14 protein-coding genes are annotated in these 17003 nt (G+C 56.3%); 5 read left to right on the top strand and 9 right to left on the bottom strand.

The genetic code is table 11. From position 1 onward, the window contains the following. Positions 1 to 19 precede the first annotated feature (19 nt). Complete coding sequence (locus FHS27_RS06650) at positions 20 to 757, top strand: hypothetical protein (RefSeq protein WP_221224925.1); 738 nt, start codon at positions 20 to 22, stop codon at positions 755 to 757. Positions 758 to 1027: 270 nt separating this feature from the next. Here the strand turns inward: FHS27_RS06650 and FHS27_RS06645 are convergent, their stop codons facing one another. From FHS27_RS06645 to FHS27_RS06635, 3 genes are read right to left on the bottom strand one after another with little or no spacing between them, the layout of a single operon-like run. Next, positions 1028 to 2392, bottom strand: a complete 1365-nt coding sequence (locus FHS27_RS06645) for a DUF1501 domain-containing protein (protein ID WP_184303403.1) — start codon at positions 2390 to 2392, stop codon at positions 1028 to 1030. An 11-nt stretch (positions 2393 to 2403) separates the two neighbouring features. After that, complete coding sequence (locus FHS27_RS06640; protein WP_184303401.1) at positions 2404 to 4989, bottom strand: PSD1 and planctomycete cytochrome C domain-containing protein; 2586 nt, start codon at positions 4987 to 4989, stop codon at positions 2404 to 2406. A 51-nt stretch (positions 4990 to 5040) separates the two neighbouring features. Beyond that, positions 5041 to 5505 (bottom strand): hypothetical protein, encoded by a 465-nt coding sequence (locus FHS27_RS06635; protein WP_184303399.1) that lies wholly within the window; start codon positions 5503 to 5505, stop codon positions 5041 to 5043. Positions 5506 to 5799: 294 nt separating this feature from the next. On the opposite strand from FHS27_RS06635, the gene FHS27_RS06630 reads away from it, so the two are divergent. Beyond that, positions 5800 to 7110 carry an outer membrane protein assembly factor BamB family protein gene (locus FHS27_RS06630; protein ID WP_184303397.1) on the top strand — a complete coding sequence of 437 codons (1311 nt, stop codon included), beginning with the start codon at positions 5800 to 5802 and terminating at the stop codon, positions 7108 to 7110. A gap of 54 nt (positions 7111 to 7164) precedes the next feature. On the opposite strand, the gene FHS27_RS06625 is transcribed toward FHS27_RS06630, so the two are convergent. From FHS27_RS06625 to FHS27_RS06615, 3 genes are read right to left on the bottom strand one after another with little or no spacing between them, the layout of a single operon-like run. Then, entirely contained in the window at positions 7165 to 8001 is an 837-nt protein-coding gene (locus FHS27_RS06625; RefSeq protein WP_184303394.1) for a sugar phosphate isomerase/epimerase family protein, read from the bottom strand. After that, positions 7991 to 9175: a Gfo/Idh/MocA family protein gene (locus FHS27_RS06620; RefSeq protein ID WP_221224924.1), complete on the bottom strand. Its 1185-nt coding sequence runs from the start codon at positions 9173 to 9175 to the stop codon at positions 7991 to 7993. Before FHS27_RS06620 ends, FHS27_RS06625 begins: the two co-directional genes overlap by 11 nt. Beyond that, on the bottom strand, positions 9172 to 10110 hold the full coding sequence (locus FHS27_RS06615) for a dihydrodipicolinate synthase family protein (protein WP_184303392.1): 939 nt from the start codon (positions 10108 to 10110) through the stop codon (positions 9172 to 9174). The genes FHS27_RS06620 and FHS27_RS06615 overlap by 4 nt, the downstream gene beginning before the upstream one ends. Positions 10111 to 10260: 150 nt before the next feature. Here FHS27_RS06615 and FHS27_RS06610 point away from each other — a divergent pair, with 150 nt between their 5' ends. Next, complete coding sequence (locus FHS27_RS06610) at positions 10261 to 11130, top strand: AraC family transcriptional regulator (protein ID WP_315854473.1); 870 nt, start codon at positions 10261 to 10263, stop codon at positions 11128 to 11130. 81 nt (positions 11131 to 11211) lie between these two features. On the opposite strand, the gene FHS27_RS06605 is transcribed toward FHS27_RS06610, so the two are convergent. The 3 genes from FHS27_RS06605 to FHS27_RS06595 all read right to left on the bottom strand — a co-directional run bounded on the left by FHS27_RS06605 (position 11212) and on the right by FHS27_RS06595 (position 14322). After that, positions 11212 to 11871, bottom strand: coding sequence for a hypothetical protein (locus FHS27_RS06605; RefSeq protein WP_184303390.1), 660 nt, complete (start codon positions 11869 to 11871; stop codon positions 11212 to 11214). Positions 11872 to 12017: 146 nt separating this feature from the next. After that, the gene (locus FHS27_RS06600) at positions 12018 to 13535 is read right to left on the bottom strand and encodes an OprO/OprP family phosphate-selective porin (RefSeq protein WP_246419209.1); all 1518 of its coding nucleotides are present in this window, start codon (positions 13533 to 13535) and stop codon (positions 12018 to 12020) included. 370 nt (positions 13536 to 13905) lie between these two features. Beyond that, positions 13906 to 14322: a histidine kinase gene (locus tag FHS27_RS06595; protein WP_184303388.1), complete on the bottom strand. Its 417-nt coding sequence runs from the start codon at positions 14320 to 14322 to the stop codon at positions 13906 to 13908. A 453-nt stretch (positions 14323 to 14775) separates the two neighbouring features. Between FHS27_RS06595 and FHS27_RS06590 the strand changes: the two genes are divergently transcribed. Next, on the top strand, positions 14776 to 16122 hold the full coding sequence (locus FHS27_RS06590; protein ID WP_246419205.1) for a nucleoside monophosphate kinase: 1347 nt from the start codon (positions 14776 to 14778) through the stop codon (positions 16120 to 16122). A 2-nt stretch (positions 16123 to 16124) separates the two neighbouring features. Beyond that, on the top strand, positions 16125 to 16841 hold the full coding sequence (locus FHS27_RS06585; RefSeq protein ID WP_184303383.1) for a phosphorylase family protein: 717 nt from the start codon (positions 16125 to 16127) through the stop codon (positions 16839 to 16841). The last annotated feature ends 162 nt before the right edge of the window (positions 16842 to 17003 follow it).

Below are 17003 nucleotides of genomic sequence, written 5' to 3'. Positions count from 1 at the left end.
TCGAAAACCTGGTCCTGCTTTGGCCGTTGTGCGTCAGGGAAACTACATCAAATCACCAGGGTGGTTGGAGCGTGGAGATGGAAACTACTTCGTGGTTCCTTCGGCAACCGGGTGCTCGCGTGATCTCACCGACGGGATTGATTTGGACGAAGATCGCGATCTGTTTTTGAGTTGCTACATTCACAAAAAGCGTTTGGCTGAAAAGGGCGTGAAGAAGTCGACGGCGGGAATTTCCTTTCATCTCACGCCGTCTGCGGATGGCTCTCGCAAGTCACCAGGACCAGAGAGCGTCGTGTTCTTGTGCTCGATCGCGCAGAACGAACGTTTGCTCTGCTCGACGGGAAAGGGACTGCATAATGTGGGGAAAATGCTCGATACGGATCGTACGTACCTATTCGTTCTGAAGCTAAAGATTCGTCGCGACGAACCCGACACCATCATGGCGTGTGCATTGAGTGCTGATGACGCCCCTCAAGTGATCGAACCGGCTCAATGGGACGTCGTATCCAAACCCTCTTATCACTCCGGAATCATGAAGACTCTTAACTTGTGGAGTGATACCTTTGCGATTACCGCTATTGATGAATTGCGGATTGGTGACACATGGGAGTCGGTCGGTCGTTCGTTTGAGAGAGTAATGATTGGCGGTGGCCAGCACGTGCCAAGCGTTTTAGTTTGTGAACAAATTTCGGGCATAGGTGGCGTTATGCCCGCATGCGGTTTCGCGGTTCAAAGTCGTCCCGGCGGCGCTGGTTGATGGATGCGATACCGATCGGCGGTTGGTGCTTCGGGGTTCCGGATTCGGTAAATCGACTCGACGCATGTGTGCTCTCGCGACCAGGTTGGATGCGAGAGCATTCCACGGGAGATAGGTCAAACCACGCAGCGAAAACGGCCCTCCATGAGTGTTCATGGGGGCCGTAAGAGGTTCGATTGTTTGTGGTGTTAGACACCGGGGTCACGTTGGGTGCTGGCGTCACGCACCGAAGAAGGCGACTGAATTTGATCTAGCGAATTGTTGGTTTACTCACGCGAGAATATCGGTGGCGACGTTTCCGTGTACGTCGGTCAGGCGAAAGTCGCGACCGGCATAGCGATAGGTAAGTTGCTCGTGATCGAGTCCGAGCAGATGCAGGATCGTCGCGTGCCAATCATGAATGTGGCACTTGTTCTCGATCGCTTCGTAGCCGTGTTCGTCAGTCGCACCGTAGCTGAATCCACCTTTGACGCCGCCTCCGGCCATCCAGGTCGTGTAGCCCTTGTTATTGTGGTTGCGGCCGTCACCGCCTTGAGCGGCAGGGGTCCGTCCAAATTCGCCGCCCCAAATCACCAGCGTGTCTTTGAGCATGTCACGTTGTTTGAGATCTTGCAGCAATCCCGCGATCGGCTGATCACAGGCTTCGGCGCGGGCTTTGTGATCGACAGATAAATTCACGTGTTGGTCCCAGTTCCCGTGGGTGACTTCCACAAACCGGACACCGGCTTCGACAAATCGCCGGGCCAACAAGCATTGCTTGCCAAAGCTCTCCGTCGTGGCATTGTTGATGCCGTACAAATCGAGTGTCGACTGAGTTTCCTCGGACGTGTCCATCAGGGACGGCATGGCATCCTGCATTCGGAAGGCGAGTTCGTAGGATTCGATCATGCCTTCGATTCCGGGCTGGTATTTTTCCCGTTTGAGCTTTTCCTCGTTAAGTCGTTGAATCAGGTCGAGTTGTTTGCGTTGTTGTTTTTCCGAGAGGTTTGGGTTGCGAATGTCGGGAACGCTTTCGCCACTGTTGCCGCGCCCGAAACGCGATGACCGCCCGACTTTCGATCCGCTGTAGATCGCGGGCAAAAAGGAACTGCCATAATTTCGCGAGCTTCCCGAAGGAGGATTGAGCGAGACGAATCCTGGCAAACTTTCGTTCTCGGTTCCTAGCCCGTACAACGTCCACGCGCCGAGCGACGGGCGGATGAACTGTGCTGTGCCGGTGTGCATTTGCGTCATCGCTCCCGGATGAACCGGTTGATCACACTGCATCGAGCGGATGAGCGTCATGTCGTCCGCGTGTTTGGCGACGTTGGGGAAAATGTCCGAAATCCACAACCCGCTGTCACCGCGTTGGCGGAACTCCCACGGCGATTTCAGCAAGGATCCGCCGTATTTGCCGGACTTGCCGTGGTCTTTGGCGAGTTGGGGTTTGTAGTCGAACGTGTCGACGTGCGAGGGGCCACCTTGCATGCAGAGGAAGATCACGCGTTTGGCCCGCGCGGGAAAGTGAGGCGTCTTAGGCGCCAGCGGATTCGTTGATGCCGCTTCGGCGGCGGCTCGTTCATTGCACATCCCGGCGAACGCGAGGTACCCGAAACCGGCTGACATGCTTTGCAGTAGGTGACGTCGTGAGAACATGGTATTTCCAGTTAATCGAGATAGCGGAATTCGGCGGACGCGAAGAGGCTTTGACAGAGTGCGTTGATGGTGTCTTTGCTCCGCGATCGAAAGCCGGTCGTGGATGCAAAATCACGAATGAAGGACGCGGCGGCGGTGCGTTCGGATGACGTTGGGGGACGTCCATAGGCCAACAGAAACGCGTATTCGAGTCGGTCGTTGGGGGACGTTCGTTCGCGAATCACTCGGTCGGCGAACGCCTCGCTTTGCTGAATGACAAAGCGATTGTTCATCATGTAGAGAGCTTGGTTAGCGGTGTTCGACGATTCTCGCGTACCGATGATCGTGCTCGCGTCGGCAAAGTCGAAGACGGAAAGCGATCGAGGCTCTTCGTCGCGAACGATTGTTAAGTAAACGCTGCGGTGTTTCGCATCTTCTTGGTTGAGTTGCCCGGTGATCTTTCGAGCCACCTCTTCGGCGATCTGATTTCTTGACCCTCGCTGCATTCGACGACGCGATTGTCCTGCGGATTCAAATGCTTTGCGGGCAATGTCGCGAGGGTTCCCTAAGACGCCTCCGGTGACTCGTGTGAATCCTGCCTTGGCGACTTCCGAACCGCGAGGGCGTTCGAAGTCAATTTCGCCGCTGACGCTGAGCATGGCATCGCGGATGGCTTCGGCGTCCAATCGTCGTGGGTTGGCTCGCCATACGAATGCGTTGTCCGGATCCGCCTCGTGCGATCGACGATCATACGCGGTGTTCATCCGATAGACGCGAGACGTGGTGATGGTTCGGATGATCGATTTGGTCGACCAACCCGATTGCATGAACTGCACGGCGAGCGTATCGAGCAATTCGGGATGACTGGGTGGTTGCCCTGTGACGCCGAAATCGTCCGCCGAGCTGACGATTCCTTGTCCAATGAGGTGTTGCCAAATCCGGTTCACCATCACGCGAGCAGTGAGTGGATTCGCTTCGCTGCCGATCCACCGCGCCAGTTCGAGTCGCCCGCTTTCGTCTTCATCGATATCCGGTTGGACGCTGCACAACACTTGTGGAAAGCCACGCTCGACGCTTTGCGCGGGTTGATCAATTTCGCCTCGCACGAGGAGGCGAACGTCGGACGGACGTTTGCGTTCCTGCACGCCCATGCAATAACTGCGTGGGTTGCCGTCTTCGTCAACGACGCCCAGTTTGGCCGACAACATGGACATTTCATTGAGTAACCGCAGTCGCGTCCGTTGCGCGTTGGCGGCGTTGCCGCTGGAGTTCGCCGAACCGCGACCGAGCGTGGCGATTTCTCGTTGTTTCTCGGCCATTTCATCGCGGAGGTCTTGCAACTCTTTTGCGGTGTATCGTTTGTCGTAGGGGTTGGGATCGTCAATTGGCAGTCGTAGCAGGCTGCTCGATTGCCGTGTTTGCGCGTTGGTAATCGTTCCGAACTCGGACGGTGGGTTTCCGAAATAGGTGGTCATGTTGGCGAACACTCCCGCCAACGCGTAGTAGTCGGCTTGAGGGATCGCGTCGAACTTGTGGTCGTGGCATCGGGCACACGCGACTGACGTTCCCAAGAAGACTCGCGTGGTCGCGTCGATTTGTTCGTCGACCAAGTCGGCTGCGAACTGAACCCGGTTGGCTTCGTTAAGGTTTTTGGGGCCGATGGCCATGAACGTGGTGGCGACTAGATTCTCCGCCCACTGCTCGTCGGTTTTCGCGGGCATCAGATCGCCTGCGATTTGTTGTTGGACAAACTGGTTGAACGGTTTGTCTTCGTTCATTGAATCAATCACGAAGTCGCGGTAACGCCACGCATGGGGATAGGTTTGGTTGACTTCGCGCCCTGTGGACTCGGCGTACCGAACGACGTCGAGCCAGTGTCGCCCCCAACGTTCGCCAAACTGATCCATCTCCAATAAACGGTCGACGACATAAGCGATCGCCTTGTCCGGATCTGACTTCCATCGATCCGCAAACGCTTCGATTTGCGAGGGAGTCGGAGGCAGGCCAACGAGGTCAAAGCACAGACGCCGCAGCACCTTGTAAGATTCCGCATCATCGGCCGGTGCGAGTTCGTTCTCTTCCAATTTCGCGAGAACGAATCGATCGACATCTGTCCGTGGCCAGTCCGCGTTATTCACCGACGGGGCGGCATGGGATACGGGTGGCTGGTACGCCCAAAATGTCTCCTTGGCTTGTTCGATGTCCTCTTCGGAGATCGAGGGACGAATCTCAATGACTTCGTTGACACGCGGATCGGGCGCCCCCATTTCAATCCATTGACGGAAATCGTCGATGACGTTCTGCGGCAACTTCCGCTTCGGCGGCATCACAAAGTCTTCGTGGATGATCGCGTTGTAGAGCAGACTCTCATCAACGTCGCCTGGCACCACCGCAGGGCCGCTGCTGCCACCGATGTGCGTCAACTCTCGCGAATCCAATCGCAGCCCACCGCGAACGTTCCCCGATTCATTGGAATGGCACCCGTAGCATTCTCTGATGAGGACGGGGCGAATCTTCGCTTCGAAGAACTTCAGTTGTTCAGCGGTGGGTTCGTCCGCCAGTGCGGGCGCGACGACGCCCGCGACCAATAAAATGGCCGAGATTCGGATGCGATACATGATAAGTCTTCGTGCAGAAAGAGAAGGAGTTCTTAATTCTCGAACGGTTGCTTATTCAGCCAAAGGCCGCTTTGGGAGATCTCCGCCCGGAGTCGCGTCTTCGTTACCCGCATTGCGGCGTTTTCTTTGCATCATGTCGCGAGCCTTTGGCCCTGCTTGGTCACCGTTGCGAGCGAAGGGAGGACGCTCGCCGTTGCCGCCCATTTGGCCGCCACGACGGTCACGCATCATCGTTAACAACGCGGTCAACTCAGTCGAGTCGAGCTTTTCGTCGCCGTCTTTGTCGAATTGTTCGATCAGTCGACCGACCATTTGTGCGGGATCGCGATCAGCCATGCCGCCGCGTTGGCGTCGTTGTTCGCCGTCTCGAGCTTGCCCTCGTCCCGGTCCGCCGCGATCTTGCCCTTTGGCGTCATTGTCACGTCCCGCCCCCAGTCGGTTTGGCGGTTGAGCTTGGGTTTGGCAAGCGAACAGAAGGGCACACGAGACAGCAAGAAAGGTGGCGGACAGTTTCATGGTCGGCTCCAGAGAGAGAAGGATAAGACGAGGCGGGGCACTTGGGTAAAACTCCGTTCTACATGACAGGTTTCGCGAATATCCGTGTTTTGCTCAATTCTCGCGTCGCTTCGTGACCGGAACGTTTGTTCGCATCCACTGTGGTTGCAGCGTCCTTGTTCTTGTGCCGCCAATAAGAAAGGCAGCGGATTTGCGTTGTCCGCGGTTCCGCGACTGCATCTGAATTTGGATGCCAGGACAGATGAGTTACAATTCAACGAAGTAAATGTTGCCCCTCCTCGGATCAGGAATTCTATGAACATCATCGACGCCGCCGTGCGAACGGCATTCGTTGCAGTTTGGTTTGTCGGGAGTTGGACGACGGAGGTAACTGCGGACTGGCCGAGTTGGCGAGGCGCGGACGATCACGGCAGCGTCGCCGAGGGGACGTATCCGGTTGTGTTAAACGAGGCCGCGATTCAGTGGCGCAGCCCGTTGCCTGGCAAAGGTTGTTCGACACCGATCTTGTACAACGGCAACCTTTACGTGACCGCACCGCTCGATGGGAAAGACGGGATCTTGTCGATCGACTCTTCAGGAGCCCAACGGTGGATCACTTCGTTCTCAACGGAAGTTTCCGGAAAACATCGAAACGGTTCGGGCTGCAACGCGTCGCCCGTCACGGATGGTGAGACAGTGTTTGCTTATTTCAAGAGCGGAACGTTCGCGGCAGTTGCGCTGGACGGGACCCAACGTTGGACAACGAATCTGGTGGAACGTTTTGGCGAAGATAAGCGATTCTGGGATCACGGAACGTCGCCCGTTCTCACGCAAGACAACGTGGTGGTGGCGCGGATGCATGCTGGCGATTCTTGGTTGGCCGCGTTCGATAAAGAGACCGGTGAACTGGTGTGGAAGGTCGATCGAAACTACGACGTGCCCAAAGAATGTGACCAGTGTTATACGACGCCGTTGGTAATCAAGCATTCGGGCCGGGAAGCGATTTTGGTTTGGGGGGCCGAGCATTTGACGATCCATGACGCCTCCGATGGGAAGGAGATTTGGTCGTGCGGTGATTTCAACCCGGAGGGCAATATGCTCTGGCCGGCGATCGCAACGCCCGTCATCGTCGACGACGTCGCGGTCATTTGTTTTGGACGTAACGACCGCGGAGTGCCTCGATTGCATGGAATCCGACTCGACGGGAGTGGTGACGTTACCGAATCCAATCACGTGTGGTTCCGTGACGATATCGGTACGTTTGTGCCAACGCCCGCAGTGCATGACGGACGCGTTTATATCGTCCGCGATAAGGGCGAGGTGGAGTGCATCGATCCGGCGACGGGCGAGACGATTTGGAGTGACCGATTGCCGAAGAATCGAGCCAACTACTACGCGTCACCTTTGATCGCCGGCGGGAAGCTCTACGCAGCACGGGAGGACGGCGTCGTTTTCGTGGTGGGGATCAACGACTCGCATTTCGAACTGCTCTCGGAGAACGACTTTGACGAACCGGTAATCGGTTCTCTCATCCCCGGCGCGGATCGACTGTTTGTCCGCGGTGAGAAGCATTTATTTTGCTTGGCTGCGACTGATGAGGCCAAACGCCAGGAAGCGCGTCCGTGATCGAGACGCGGCGCGGGGACCCGCCGATGAGTGCTTGTCGCTAAACGGTCGCGTTTAGCAGTCGGAGTAACGATCGATGATTTTGTCCAAGAACACTTGTTGGTCTCCCGCCCAATGTTCGTCCGAAAAAATCTCGACTTCGTTCCAACCGGAGAATCCCGCTGCCTCGACCATGCGACGGATTCCTCGGATGTCGATGCAGCCGTCTCCCATCAATCCACGGTCGTTGAGGAAATCACGCGTGGGGACTCGCCAATCACAGAGGTGAAACCCGAAGAGTGCGTTGAGTTCACCGGCGAGTCGAATTTCGTTCTCGAGATCCGGATCCCACCATGTGTGATAAACGTCGACGGCGATGCCGACCCACGGGTTGCGAACCGACTCGCAGATCGCACGGGCCTCCGCCATTCGATTGATACAACTCTTGTCGGATGCGTACATCGGGTGCAGCGGTTCGATCGCGAGTTGAACGTTATGCGACTGAGCATCTTCGATCAACGCTTCGATGCCCTCGCGGACCCACTGACGCTGAAGTTCGAGCGGTTCGCCCGGCGTCGCACCTACGACGAGGACTAACATCTCGGCCGAAATTTCAGCGGCGGTCTCGATCAGTTTGCGGTTGTTTTCAATCCGGCTGATACGTTCGTTGGCATCCGGATCACAAAAGAACCCGCCACGAACGAGTGCGGGAACTTTCAGGCCGGATGTGTTGACGATGTCACGCACTTCCGCGTTGCTCATGCCTTCGATCGCTTCGACCCAAATGCTCATCCCGGTCACACCGGATGCGGCATAACGATCTGCCGCGATCGGCAACGCCCATGGTTTGGTCGTGATGGTATGGACCGCGAGCCGATCGCGTGAGGGTGATTCGTTCGAGTCAGGATGCATGGGTTACTGCTTTCTCAATCGAGACCCAGGTTTGATCGCCGGCCGACCGAGCACCCGCCTCGGCGAGACGTACTCCCGCTGCGGCGGACACGAGCGACCACGGGAAATCGGCATCACCCGCACAATGTCGGATGAACAGTTCCCACTGTATCTTGAACGCGTTGTCGTATTCGGCGTTGTTAGGAACTGGTTGCCAATTGTCGTAGAAATTGATGGGTTGAGGAACGTCCGGGTTCCAGGTCGGCTTCGGTGTGGCCGCCTCGTTTTGAATCCAACATTCTCGCAATCCCGCGACTGCCGAACCGTTGGTCCCGTCAACTTGAATCGTCAATAAGTCATCGCGTCGAACGCGTGTGGTCCACGAACTGTTGAATTGACACGTCAGGCCGCTCTCTAAAATAAAGATCGCGTAAGCCGCATCGTCGGCGGTGCAGCGATAGGGTTTACCCGATTCGTCGATCCGCTCGGGAACTTCCGTCGACGCGTGAGCGAGCACGCGGTCCACAGGGCCGAATAAATCGTTGATCAAGTATTCCCAATGGCAGAACATATCGATCATCATGCCGCCACCATCTTCGTTGCGGTAGTTCCATGAGGGACGCTGTGCCGGTTGGTCTGCGGTGTGGCCCGTGAAAACCCAATACCCGAACTCAGCTCGAACACTGAGTAAGTCACCGAAGAATCCTTGGTCGCGGAGCATGCGTAGTTTGCGAATTCCCGGCAGCCACAATTTGTCCTGGACGGCACCGTTTTTGACGCCCGTCCGCTCGGCGATCTCGGCGAGTTCCATTGCCGATTCGAGTTCCGTTGCGATCGGCTTTTCGCAGTAAACCGACTTGCCATTCTCCATCGCCTTTTTGAGCAGTCGCGGACGCATCTGCGTGCTCGCCGCGTCGAAGAAGATTTCAACGCTGTCATCGGCGAGTACTGAGTCGAGGTCCGTCGTCCACGCGATCGATTGCCCGGTCTCCTTGGTCGCCACCGTTTCGGCGAGATGTTTCAATTTGTCGGGATTGCGTCCGACAAGGATTGGCTCGATCGGTTGCCAATCGCCGCTCGACAGTTGAACGCCACCTTGCCGCATGATCGCCAAGATGGATCGGATCAAGTGTTGGTTCGTACCCATGCGACCGGTCACACCGTGCATCGCAATTTTCATTGGTGCCAAATTCATGCTTCGAGCCTTTCGAGGATTTCGGTGAGGATGGCAACGTCGCAATCAGGACGCGTGGGGCTGCCGGGATAGGTGCGTGACGTTTCGATCCATCCACGCGCCTTTAGAAACTGCGCCGCGTTGTGCTTGTATGCAGGGACAGGCGAACGGAAGGTGAGGAAGCCGAGATACTGCAGCAGGTCGTTGAGCTGATAGAAATCGTTGTCGCCGCTTTCCCACATCGCATCACGTTTGGCGAATTCCGCGGGAGCGAACGTGCTCAGGCCTAGCAGGTAGTCACTGCCATACATCACCATGTCGATGGCCAAGTCGTTGCCGGTCAACACCATGAAGTCCGGTCGCACCGAGTCGCGAATCGCCAATCGCTGCCACTCCAATTGGCGATTAAGTGATGAATGTTTGGCGCCCAAACACTCGGGGATTTGTATCAGTTTTTCGTAAACGTCCAGGTCGTAGATCGCGCCGAAGGGAGCGAACATTTCTCCCAGTTCGAACGCGTAGAAACCACCGGAGTGTTTTCCGATCTGCGAGTACGCCTCGAGTACGCCATCGCCGGATTGTTCGGTCAATCCATAACTTTGGAAAATGACCGGTTTGCCACCGCAAGACATGATCTCGTCCATCCGTGATCGGTAGGCGTCCATGTTGAGTGCGTCGCCGGACTGATCACCGACAAATGCCCCCGCGATAAAGGGGCGACCATCGGTGACGTGCTGTGTTTCTTTTAAGACCGCGAGTCGTTGCTCTTTACTGATCAGGTTCCCGTAACCGGTGTCCATGTTGACGGCGGGAACGAGTCCCGCGTCGGACGTTCTCGCGACGTGATCGCGGAACCCGGGCCAATCAATTTTGGTACTCGAGAGCATGGGCAGCAGGATCGCGGACATGCCGGTGATCTTCCGCTGGTAACGTATCGGAGGTGTGTTGTTCATCATGGCGGCAAAGATACACGGCGCGCCGGTAGATGGCTTGGCGATTTGAGCACGAGCTATTGGCGTTTCGGGCAAATCCGTTCACAATGGGGTGACGCCGGCAACAAACGCACCCGCAACTCGGACTGCTCCTTCGTGAAACGATCCAATCCCGTGAGCCAACCCAGCGAGACCCGATCGTCACCGGTGCCCGCAAATATGCGAGCCAACGGGTTGTGGGTGTTCGAGAGTCGTCACGCCGAGACGTTTGCAATGTCGGTCACCCGGCATACTTTTCTTAAACTATTGTGGATCCGCGAAGGGCGTGCGAGGATCGAATTTGGGGACGAATCGCAGGATTGCGAAACGGGCAATTTGGTGATCGTTCCGGCACGCACACGCCACCGTATCGTCGATTCCCCCAACACGCCGGTATCGCTGTGCGGATTAGGGGTCAATGAAAAACAACTCAAAAGTTTGTCCCCGGTCATGCCGCTGTTTCGTTGCGGTGTTTTTGCGGGACCCCAAATGAGTACGTTGCGGATCGAGCATCAATTTCGAAAGCTGCTCTATCTCGTGGACCAGGATGACGTCGCGAGTGAGTTGTCGTCCGTCGCCGTCGCGTTGGAACTGCTCGCCGAGTTGGCATTGAACTTGACGTCGCCATCGGTCGACGATCAGAATCGCAATCGTAACCGAGCAACGAATGTCACCGGCCGCGGTTCAATCAATGAGGAACCGCCGGATCCGATGCTCGAAGCCTACTTGGATTGGCTGCATCGGAATTTCTATGAGCCGCTGACGCTCGACGACGCGGCAAAGTCATCCGGCATGTCGCGTCGCACATTTACAAGTCGATTCAAAGCACGGACGGGCGCGACGTGGCTCGAGTATGTGAACTCGCTTCGGGTGCGTCGGGCCGAAGAACTGCTGTTAGAGGCTGATCGCAAGGTGACGTCGATCGCGTTCCAATGTGGTTTTGATGATTTGTCGACGTTCTACCGAGCATTCAAACGGATCACCGGTAGGACGCCCGGTGGATGATACCATTAATGCAAAAACCGTCCGGTTCCTTTCGGAGACCGGACGGTTGGTCGTGTTGCTCGTTAGACCGCTTCGTCAGAACTAGCGAGCGACTTCAATCATCTCGACTTCGGCCGCGAGCGAATCCGTTGAGTGGTTGCTCAACGAGATCCAGCCGTCGGCTTCGGGTTTCGCTTCACGAATGGCGTCGAAGACGGCAACGGAAACTTCAGGATAACGCTCGGCGAATGCAGCCGCTTCTTCGGCGAATGCTTCGTCCTTCAGTTCGGTGACGGCAGGCGTCTTGGCTTCGGCACAGCAAGGTTCCATCGTCATTTCGCACGGATAGCCAACGGGCTCACAGCAACCCGTGTCGCCGCAACCGGAATCGCAGCAACCAGAGTCGCAACCGTTTCCGCAGCAACCACGCAGTTTGCTGCTGCACGATGGGCAGCAGTGGATTGCGGTCCAGTCGTAGACGCAGACGACTTTGCTACCTTTTTCGCTGCCGAGTTTCTTGACGCATCGCACTTTACCACACTTTTTCAGTGGTCCGCATTCCCATGGGAAACGCAGTGGTGGAATGCAGATCGCTTCGCACTCGACAACGAACTTTTTCGTTTCGACTTCTTCACGTTCAACTGTGACTTGGCAACGGCCTTCTTGGCAGAAGCAGCAGCAGGGGCCGAAGGCACTGGCGGAACTCGCCAGCGACATCACGGCGGCAGCAGCCAACAACCCTAAGGGGATGATTCGGTTCATCGGAAAATCCTTTTTAGATGTATTTGCGTTTGGTGTCTGCGGCGCCCGCACCGGACGCGGCAATCATGTAATTCAGCGTCAGGAAGTAAGCCTGACCAGAGTTCTCGGCCCCTGCCGTCGAGGGCAGGGGCACTTTAGGGGTTGGTTTAGAAGTCGACCATGAAACGGGCACCGTAGATGTCGTAGTTGCCCTTTCCGACCAAGTCGGTGCGATCTTCGATGTTGCCGGTGATGTAGTTGAACTGCATACGGGCGTTCTCATTCCAGTGCCAGTTCAGACCAAGCGTCAACGATTCGGCTTCGCCACCGGCTACGTCTTCGTCGCTGAAGTCAGCATAGGAAAGGCGTGCCGCGATTTGCCATGCACCCCAGCCCGCAGCACGTCCGCCACCAGCAGTGTCAACCAACCAGAAGTTCTCGAATGGTTTGACACGTCCTAAGGTGCCGCTTTCGCGATCCCATGGAATGTGCTCACCGGTCAAGAAGTAGCTAACGTACCCATACGCACCGTGCAGGTGCACGTCTTCGAATCCATTACGTGAACCCCAGTTGCTTTGGTATTCACCGACGAGCTGAAGAGCACCAAGGTTAACGACGCTTTCAAGGCCAAGGACATTGTAGTAGTCGAGACCTGCGATGCGTCCGGTGTCCAGCCAACGCGTGCCAGCGGTACGTCCTTCTGGACGGGTGCGGAAACGGCTTTCTGCAACGGCACCTTCGTCCTCGTCTTGGTTAGAACTGACGTCAGAGTGGGTTCCCGAGATCGCCCAGTGTGCGTATCCGCGACCGCCACTCGTTTGGTCGTACCAAATCGTGTTGGCCAAGCGACCTGCAAATTCGAGTTGCAGGTGATCGCCGACGTAGTTGCCTTCGTCTTGGACGTTACGTCCGTTGAAGACACCGTAACGCCAGTTCCATGCCTCGTTGTCGGAAACGCCGTACGCCTGCAAGCCGAGGCGACGCGCATCTTCGTTAAACGCTTCGATAACAAAGGGGCGCTCGATGAAAACGTTGTAACGTGAGCTGTTGAGGTGATCGAGACCGTAGGGACGTTTCTGATTACCGAGCAACACTTCTCCGAGGAAGGGAAGGTCGGTCCATCCGATAAACGCGTCACGAAACTCCGAATCGTTTCCGCCTGCGAGTTCCATTTCGATCTTGTAGATCATGTTGTCTTTGATCTTGCCTTTGACGCCGAAACGCAAACGACGGAAGCCAAGACGGTTCGCTTCGTCGGTGTCGTTGGCAGCAATTTCGTTGATGTTGTCATCGTGATCGAATCCCCACGCGTCGACGTGAACACGACCGCTGACCTTCATCGTCGACTTGCTGGTACCGCTGACGACGATGCTCTTGTTGCCTGCGAGGCCTTCCACTTTCTCGAGGGACTCTTCCAAGTCACCCATGTCTTCACCGATGGCGGCGATTTTTTCAGAAAGTTTCGTGATGTCGCTGTCGCCTTCTTCTGCGTCGGCGGCTTCATCTGTATCGATCGGCTCTGCGATCGAGTCACCAACGGGTTCCTCGACGGCGTACGAGTAGGTCGAGTCGAGGAAGTTTCCAAATTGGTCTGCTGAGGCACTCTGGCTCATGAATGCGATGGCCGACGTGCAAAGGAGTCGAAAGAGAGTCCGTTTGCGGACTGTTAAAAAGCCGGAGTCCATGGATGACGCCTTCTGTTGAATTGCTATGACCTGGCGTGATACACCAGTGGGCCGACCGTCTCCTGTGCGCGTTCATTTTTGTTTAACGCGTCCCTGCGGTGGATGATCTCGGTAGCTTTGTGTGCCAAAGCCAGGAAGAATCCGTCCTTCCCCCATTAACACATTTCGGGAGAACCGGCTTCGCAGTCGCTCGGGAAGGATGTGACTTTGGAGCATCTTCATCAAACGAGACGATCGAAATCGGACAATCAGAACAACCGGACGGTCGTTCGATGAGATATCGCCGAGATTATTAATTTTTGACGGTGTTCTTCACGAAATGTGCTATTTGCAGAGGGGGTAGCCCTCTAGAGGTGCGAGCACAGGCTCGTTACTGCTCAAACATCGCAGTAAGGCCTTCGTTGAACTGACCGCGAGTTAAGACGGTCGAGATTCCATGTTGTCGTGCATCACGAATCCGTTGGACCTGAACGTGGGGCGCGTAGGCGATTACCTGGGCATCAGGAAAACGCTGGTTCACGTCCGCCATCAGTCCGTCGACGACTTTGGATCGCGTCGAGAGGTCCACCACAATAAAACGAACCGGATGCTCGCTCTGCTCCGGCAGGTTGCCCGCTAATTTGAATTCGAGTCCTGCGCCAGTAGCCGCCGCACGAACTCGCGAGGCAAAAATCAAATCGCCTGAGAGAAAGACAACCATTCCCGTCGAGGGCGATGAATCGTCTGAACCGGAGGCTTGCGAAATTGCGTCGGAATCGTTCATTGCGGAATCGGAATCAGAGGCCATGGAGGCGGGACTCGGTGAGAAAGATGTCTGGCTTTGCGGATCGTAACGGATGCGGTCACAAATTGCATCGCGTGGACAGGAGCGACCACTTATCGGACCGCAACGACCCGTGATGAGTCTCGGTTCGTCATTTCATAGGACCGGTTTTTCGATTGCGTCGGCGCCGGCTTTTCGATCGCGGTGGTGGTGGCGTCTTCGGATGGTGGACGCCGTCGTTGCGGGGCCGATGGCTATGGCAAACTGTGGGCCGCTAAACACGCACACACTGTGGCTCGTTGCCAATAAAGGCTGCGACAAACCGCCATGTGTACTCATCGGGAATCGAAGTGGTTAGGATACACCACGGTTCGGCTATTAGGGTTCACTGAATCGAGCTGGATCATTTGCAATCCGTTTCCCGCCTGAAGCACGGTCGACTAATAGATGTCTCCCGATTTCGATCATATGCCTGAAATGCCCGCCTCCCGAAACGAATCAAGTGGGACTGATTCTGAACCGTCCTCGCAAGGCAACGGGAGCGGATCGACGACGACCCACGGCGGTCTCGTCGCGGATCAGTTTTCTCTCGAAAATCAAGCCTCCCAGGTCGTGACCGACGCGGTCGTCGCGGCCGCCGGTCAGGGAAGCGTTGAGGATCTCGAGGTCAAAGATGCCCACGTGATTTTCAACACGGTTTGGAATGATCTCGAAGAGGAGATCGGACACGAAAACCTACGCTTCACGAAAGAGCTGATTCTGCTAGGCGGTGCTCCTGGTAGTGGTAAAGGGACGAACAGCGAGTTCATCGCGAAAGTCCGCGGACTCACCTGCCCGCCGATCATCGTCAGTGACTTGCTTAATACGCCTGAAGCGAACCGTATCAAGGAAGCCGGCGGGATGGTCGGCGATACCGAGGTGGTTGGGATTCTGTTCCGCAAACTGCTCGAAGAAGAGTATCGTGACGGATGTATCCTCGACGGTTTCCCTCGAACACGCGTGCAGGTCGAATGTCTGCACTTGCTCGTTCAGAAAATGAACCAGCTCTACCGCGAGTACCACACTACACCTCTGGCGATTAACTTTCGCAAGCCAACCGTGCACGCGGTTGTCTTGTTTATCGATGAAAAGACCAGCATCGAACGTCAACTGCTGCGTGGTCGCCAGATCGCCGAACACAACGAGCGAGTCGCTCTCGAGGGTGACGGCGAGATTATCGAACTGCGACCCACTGACCTGGATCCGATTGCCGCGAAGCGGCGGTACCGTGTCTTTAAAGAAAAAACGTGGGACGCGTTGCAATCGCTCAAGCAAATCTATCACTACCACTTCGTTGACGCCGATGGTGCGATCGCAGATGTCGAACGGAAGATTCGCTCCGAACTCGATTATCAATCCTCGCTTGAGCTCGATCCGGAAACATATGACGCCGTCCGCGGGCTACCGCTGGCGACAGAGATCGGTGTTCATGCACGCCAAGAACTCGTTCGCCGTCTCGATAGCTATGAACTCGAACACCGAGAGTTGTTTCATCAGGTGATCGCGGTAATCGCACAGCGGTTCATGCCGATCGTTCAGCGACACGCGATCGCAGGATTATCGATCATCAACAGTGAAGACCATTTGTTTGATGACCCCTTGGCACTCGCCATGGTCATCGACATTTTCGCTGAGCGAGGCTTCCGAACGGTCGCAAACATTAACTTGGCCGAGACACCGGATCACTTCGATCTGAAGACCGGCAAGATTACTTGCACGACCAAGAAAATCTTCCGCTTCCAAGTCAGATTTGAAGGCAGCGAGATCCGACGCGGCGGTCGATAACCTTGGTAAAAACACTGCTGCTCGTTCCCACCGCGATGGAGCGAGACCGGTTGATGATCGGTCTCGCCGACTGCGGCGAGGCAGGGGCCCTGTTTGCGAAATCGACACGTGTCGAGTTGTGCGGATTTGGGATCGCCGCAGCGGGCGCGTTGACGATGCAGCATCTCAGTATGCATCGCCCCGAACGAGTCGTACTCGCGGGGATCGCGGGATCTCTCCGTGCGGATTCGCAATCGCAATCCGAGTGTCAGGTGGGAGCGGCCTATTGGTTCGACACGGTCGTCATCGACGGCATCGGGGTGGGTGAACAATCGAGCTTCGTTTCGGCCAATGAAATGGGGTGGCAGCACGTTGCACCGGAAGTTGAGACGCCGGGGGTGGGCGATCGTATCGAGTTAGTCGTGCCTGGATCGGTCAGCCCTCGACGGCGCCAGCGATGTCTCGTCACCGGTTGTGCCGGATCGTCGAATCGCTCCATGGCGGTGATGCGTTCCCAACGCGTTCAGAAAACACTGCAGGCGATGGGCGAAACGGACACCGTCGTGGCGGCGGAAGACATGGAGGGATTTTCCGTTGCTCTCGCATGTGAGGTCGCCTCATTGCCCCTGTCAATTGTTCGAGGAATCTCCAATCAGGCGGGTGATCGTGACCACGCCGGGTGGCAGATCGACGAGGCCATCAACGCCGTCGCCAAGGGATTGGTCGAGCATTTCGGCTGATCTTCTCACGCCAGGCTGTTTTGCTAGCAAGTCTTGAGGCGAGCCCAGATGCATTGGTTTCCGGACGGGGTGCATGACAGGGTTTGTTAGGTTTCTTTGATTTTGGTGTTGCGACGTCGATGGCGGAAGCCGTCGTTTCTTTGGCCTCGGCGATGCCAGAAG

Origin of the sequence: Aporhodopirellula rubra (genome assembly GCF_014192335.1) — a bacterium.
Classification (GTDB): domain Bacteria; phylum Planctomycetota; class Planctomycetia; order Pirellulales; family Pirellulaceae; genus Rhodopirellula; species Rhodopirellula rubra.
Note: the sequence above shows the minus strand (reverse complement) of the source record. Positions and strands in the feature narration are given on the sequence as shown.

Coding starts and splice junctions, on each gene's coding strand:
- FHS27_RS06645 (WP_184303403.1), bottom strand. CDS start 2,392: ATGTTCTCACGACGTCACCTACTGCAAAGCATGTCAGCCGGTTTCGGG.
- FHS27_RS06640 (WP_184303401.1), bottom strand. CDS start 4,989: ATGTATCGCATCCGAATCTCGGCCATTTTATTGGTCGCGGGCGTCGTC.
- FHS27_RS06635 (WP_184303399.1), bottom strand. CDS start 5,505: ATGAAACTGTCCGCCACCTTTCTTGCTGTCTCGTGTGCCCTTCTGTTC.
- FHS27_RS06630 (WP_184303397.1), top strand. CDS start 5,800: ATGAACATCATCGACGCCGCCGTGCGAACGGCATTCGTTGCAGTTTGG.
- FHS27_RS06625 (WP_184303394.1), bottom strand. CDS start 8,001: ATGCATCCTGACTCGAACGAATCACCCTCACGCGATCGGCTCGCGGTC.
- FHS27_RS06620 (WP_221224924.1), bottom strand. CDS start 9,175: ATGAATTTGGCACCAATGAAAATTGCGATGCACGGTGTGACCGGTCGC.
- FHS27_RS06615 (WP_184303392.1), bottom strand. CDS start 10,110: ATGATGAACAACACACCTCCGATACGTTACCAGCGGAAGATCACCGGC.
- FHS27_RS06605 (WP_184303390.1), bottom strand. CDS start 11,871: ATGAACCGAATCATCCCCTTAGGGTTGTTGGCTGCTGCCGCCGTGATG.
- FHS27_RS06600 (WP_246419209.1), bottom strand. CDS start 13,535: ATGGACTCCGGCTTTTTAACAGTCCGCAAACGGACTCTCTTTCGACTC.
- FHS27_RS06595 (WP_184303388.1), bottom strand. CDS start 14,322: ATGGCCTCTGATTCCGATTCCGCAATGAACGATTCCGACGCAATTTCG.
- FHS27_RS06590 (WP_246419205.1), top strand. CDS start 14,776: ATGCCCGCCTCCCGAAACGAATCAAGTGGGACTGATTCTGAACCGTCC.